This is a genomic window from Rhodococcus sp. A14 (assembly GCF_011603105.1).
In the GTDB taxonomy this organism is placed as follows: domain Bacteria; phylum Actinomycetota; class Actinomycetes; order Mycobacteriales; family Mycobacteriaceae; genus Rhodococcus_F; species Rhodococcus_F opacus.
Window position 1 is genome coordinate 1 of the sequence record NZ_JAAOQS010000213.1, and the last position, 4,246, is coordinate 4,246.

Annotated in this window: 5 protein-coding genes; 4 read left to right on the forward strand and 1 reads right to left on the reverse strand. The window is 67.6% G+C overall.

Annotated features, from left to right (window positions below):
* Positions 1 to 867, reverse strand: an 867-nt coding sequence (locus G9373_RS44640; RefSeq protein WP_167121208.1) for a serine/threonine-protein kinase, incomplete at its 3' end; no start/stop codon positions are given.
* 183 nt (positions 868 to 1,050) lie between these two features.
* Here G9373_RS44640 and G9373_RS44645 point away from each other — a divergent pair.
* The 4 genes from G9373_RS44645 to phoU all read left to right on the forward strand — a co-directional run bounded on the left by G9373_RS44645 (position 1,051) and on the right by phoU (position 3,766).
* A complete protein-coding gene (locus G9373_RS44645) occupies positions 1,051 to 1,794 on the forward strand; it encodes a hypothetical protein (protein WP_346842937.1) in 744 nt (247 codons plus the stop codon).
* On the forward strand, positions 1,781 to 2,569 hold the full coding sequence (locus G9373_RS44650; protein ID WP_240961143.1) for a hypothetical protein: 789 nt from the start codon (positions 1,781 to 1,783) through the stop codon (positions 2,567 to 2,569). Before G9373_RS44645 ends, G9373_RS44650 begins: the two co-directional genes overlap by 14 nt.
* Before the next feature lie 291 nt (positions 2,570 to 2,860).
* On the forward strand, positions 2,861 to 3,061 hold the full coding sequence (locus G9373_RS44655; protein WP_167121206.1) for a DUF6308 family protein: 201 nt from the start codon (positions 2,861 to 2,863) through the stop codon (positions 3,059 to 3,061).
* Positions 3,062 to 3,118: 57 nt separating this feature from the next.
* Positions 3,119 to 3,766 carry a phosphate signaling complex protein PhoU gene (gene phoU, locus G9373_RS44660; RefSeq protein WP_167121210.1) on the forward strand — a complete coding sequence of 216 codons (648 nt, stop codon included), beginning with the start codon at positions 3,119 to 3,121 and terminating at the stop codon, positions 3,764 to 3,766.
* Positions 3,767 to 4,246 lie beyond the last annotated feature (480 nt).

A 4,246-nucleotide genomic window follows, 5' to 3' on the forward strand; every position in this document is an offset into this window, starting at 1 on the left:
GTGCCGTTGCTGGAGCATGCGCAGGTTCTCCCCGAACTCGGCGGGGGCGGCGGGGCGATCGGCCGGACTCCGGGCCATGGCGGCTTCGATGCCGGCGGACACGTCTTCGGGGATGCCCTCGCCCCGCAGGTCCGGAACCGGTTGCGTGGTGATTCGCAGAAATTGGGCCACCACCTGCTCGCCGCTGCGGCGTTCGAATGCCGCGTGCCCGGTGATCGCGCAGAACAGCGTCGCGCCCAGTCCGTAGACGTCCGATGCGGCGGTGGCCGAGCGCCCCTCGAGCACCTCCGGGGCGGTGAACGCCGGCGACCCGGTTACCGTGCCCGCGGTGGTCTCGAAGCCACCGGCGATGCGCGCGATACCGAAGTCGGTCAGCTGTGGCTCGCCGTAGTCGGTGATCAGGATGTTCGCCGGTTTGACGTCGCGGTGCAGGGTGCCGATCCGGTGTGCGGCCTCCAGTGCGCCGGCCACCTTGATGCCGATCCCGAGCGCCTCGCTCCATCCGAGCGGGCCGGACCGGCGGATCCGGGCCTCCAGCGAATCGCGGGAGTGATACGGCATCACGATGTACGGCCGCCCGGACGGCGTGGTGCCGACCTGCAGAATGTTGACTATGTTCGGGTGGCCGGACAACGCGCCCATGGCGCGCTGCTCGCGCAGGAACCGTTCGAGGTTGTCCGGATCGAGATCGGCGGTGAGCACCTTGATCGCGACCGTCCGGTCGAGGACCGGCTGCCGGCAGCGGTAGACGATGCCGAAGCCGCCGCGCCCGATTTCGTGGGCGCCTTCGAAGCCGGCCCCGGCCAACTCCGACTCGATTCCGGGAGTCGGGTCGCGCTGCGTTGTCAGCGGATCAATTTCGGCCATCACCTATCGATCCCGCTGCTTGGTGTCCGCAGCTGTCACCCATGCATCTCCTCACGACGACGTGATCTCAAGCGTAGTCGGCTGTAGTTGTGTCAATCCGGGGTTCGCCGCCGACGCGGCGGGCCGTCTCGGGGTGACCGTGCCCTCGAGCTCTGACCGAGTATGGTCTCTACCCACTGCACTGTGAATATTGCGCTATATGGTCGCAAGTGCGACCATATATGTATGGGTGAGATGTCGGTGTCGGCGGCGGCTGCCGAGCTGGGCGTGTCGGGTCGGCAGGTCACTCGTCTCGCGCGGGCGGGGGAGTTGGTGGTGACGCGGGAGGTGGGGAAGGCGTTGCTGTTGGATGCGGGGTCGGTGCACCGTGTGGCGCAGGCGGACCGTCATCGGGGTCGGCCGTGGAACGGGGATGTCGCGTGGGCGGCGTTGGCGATGTTGTCTGGTGTGGGGGTGGATTGGATTTCTCCTTCGCAGGTGAGTCGTTTGAGGCATCGGCTGCGCCGGGCGAGCGCGACCGAGGTGGCGTTTCTTGCCCGCCGGCGCGCGCGGGTGCACCGGATGCGGGGGTGGGGTGATGATCTGAACACTCTTGTCACCGGCGGGTACGTGGCGGCCACCGGGGTCAGTGCGCTGACCCATGTTCCGGGGGTGGCGGGCCGGTTCGGTTTGTCGGGAAGGGCTGGTGGTGCGGTGGACGGGTATGTGGTCGGCGACGACCTCGACGGTGTGATCGATACCTTCGGTTTGGTGGCGGACGGTGAGGGGGACGTGACGTTGCGGGTGGTCACTGGCCTGGACCGGTTTTTCACGACGACGACGTTGCCGGTGGCGACTGTTGCGGTGGATTTGATGGAGTCGCTCGACACCCGGGAGCGCAGCGCCGGGGCGCGGGTGCTGGGGGAGTTGCTCGATGATTTCCGGTGAGCGGCCGGTGTGGACGGTGCAGGCACCGGTCGGTGGGTGGGGGCCGCCGTGGCCGCAGGCCGCCGAGATCGCCCAGATGATTCCGTCCGAGCAGTGGACGTTGATCGGCGGGTTGATGGTTCAGCTTCATGCGGTCCGCGCGGGTGTGCCGCCGACCCGGGCGACGGTCGATGTCGACATGATTCTGCATGTGGAGACCGGTGCCGCGACGTTCGGCGGTGTCCGTGCCCGGCTCGAGCAGCTCGGATACGAGTTGCAGATGCCGGTGAGGGGGCGGGTGCACCGGTTCGTACGTTCGGGTGGTGTCGAGCAGGTCGATGTGATGGTCGCCGACCACCTGGCACCCCGGTTTCGGCCGAGTGTGTCTGGACGTGAGGTGTTCGCCGTTCCTGCGGGCACGTCCGCGTTGCGTAAGACGGTGGACTGCCTGATCGAGATCGATGGGGTGTCAACCAAGTTGAGTGTGCCTGACGTCCTGGGGGCGTTGGTGCTCAAGGGCGCGGCCTACCTCGAGGATCCCCGCGATCGGGGGCGTCATCTCGACGATGCCGTGGTGTTGGCGTGCGCTATCGAGAGCCCCGTGGCCGATCGGGGACGGATGAGGGGAAGTGATCGCGGCAGAGTCCGAGCCCTGGCCGAGGTGTTAGTCGATCCGGATCATCGGTCGTGGCTGGTGATGCCCGAGCAGCGCCGGAGACGAGGACGTGATGCGTTGCTACTGCTGGTTCAGGAGCCGAGAACGAGAGCTCCTCTGCAGCAACGGAATACACGATAATGAGACACTTTGTCGACTGCCGCTCTACCGGGCGCGGACGTGGCGTAGATCGCAGGTTCCCCCGACGGCGGTGCGGGGCGATCCTGCACACCGAGGCGGAGGCGCTGAGCGCGCTTCTGGCGGCGGTGGGCCCGGATCGGGGCCCGGTTCGATGAACCGGACCCGCTGACCCCTGGGCGGCCCGCCTGGGACCTGGAAATCGCCCTGCGCTGCCGGGGATCGGGCGGACGAAGGCGACGGACCTGATCGCCCGCAAACGCCTCCTGCTGTACCCGATCTTCGGTTTCGGTCGTGAGTCAGGTCCTGGGCACCGCCCGGGCACATCTGAACTCGGTCCGGGAGGCGTTGCGCGCCGACGACGGGGCGTTGCATCACCGGTTGCTGTCGATCCGGGAGGAGGCCGGCCTCCCCGAGGAGATCTCCGCGCTCCGCGTGTTCGATGTGATCGCGTGGATGGACGGGGAGAAGTCGCGGCCTGGGCGAGCGCTCTGACCTGGGAAGGTGACACGTCCGGGTGGGGTCTTCGGCAGGTGCAGGAGGATGATGGGTATGCGGATGAAGTTTCATGAGCAGCTCGACGAGCTGACGGACCGTTTGGCGTCGATGTGCCGGCTGGCCGGGGATGCGGTGCAGGCGGCGACCGAGGCCCTGGTGCTGGCGGACCTGCCCCTGGCGGAGCGGGTGTTCGACCTGAACGATCAGATCGAGGAACTGCGCGGTCCGTGTGAGGACCTGGCGATGGCGCTGTTGGCGTTGCAGGGCCCGGTGGCGCGTGATCTGCGTCAGGTGGTCACCGGTGTGCACCTGGTGGCGGATCTGAGCCGGATGGGTGGGCTCGTGCAGCATGTGGCCGAAAGCGTCCGCCGCCGTCATCCCGAGCACGTCGCTTCCGGTGAGGCGGAGGAATTGCTCTCCGAGATGGGGCGGGTGGCGGCCGAGTTGGCCGGCCTCGCCGAACGGGTTCTGCGCACGCACGATCCGGAGCTGGCCGCTGAGATCGGTAGACGCGATGACGAGCTCGACGATCTGCATCGACGGCTGCTCACCTTGATCGAGGATCCGGCCTGGACCGGCACCATCCCGGCCGCGGTCGATGTGACGTTGTTGGGGCGTTTCTACGAGCGCTTCGGTGACCATGCCGTTGTGGTCGGGCGCCGGGTGATTTTCCTCGTCACCGGGGAACAGATGACCCCGTAGGTCGTCGCCGTCACGGGCCGCATCGCCGCCGATCCGAGTGTGGACTTCGCCCTACCCGTTGGTGTGCGCGTTCGTGCCGATGGCGGCAATGGTGGTGTGGTTCTTCATGTCGATGGCGCTGTTCTTCACCCCCCGACCGAACCTGCTATTCGGGTTGTTCGAGGGCGTCGGTGATGCGGTCGTGGACCGGAGGTTTCGAGGTTTGTGCGGTGGTGCGGGCGGCGGCGTGGGCGCGGGTGTATTCGTCGTCGCTGAGCCGATGGGGTGCGGGGGTCTGGTGTGGGCCTGTGGGCGAGTTCGCGTCTGGGGTGATGCACCGTGGGTTTTCGTGCCGGCCGAGGCCCGGTCGCAAGCACCCGCTCCCCGGAGCCTGGTGGGGGCAGGTCAGGTTCGGCGCGCTCGGCTGGCGTGGGTGGCGTGCTTGGTGCTTCGGTAGGAACATTCTGCGGCACAATGAATGTCGGTGGCGGTGTGCTTGGG

Excerpts from the sequence above, each read along its gene's own strand:
- G9373_RS44650 (WP_240961143.1), top strand. The coding sequence starts at position 1,781 with ATGATTTCCGGTGAGCGGCCGGTGTGGACGGTGCAGGCACCGGTCGGT.
- phoU (WP_167121210.1), top strand. The coding sequence starts at position 3,119 with ATGCGGATGAAGTTTCATGAGCAGCTCGACGAGCTGACGGACCGTTTG.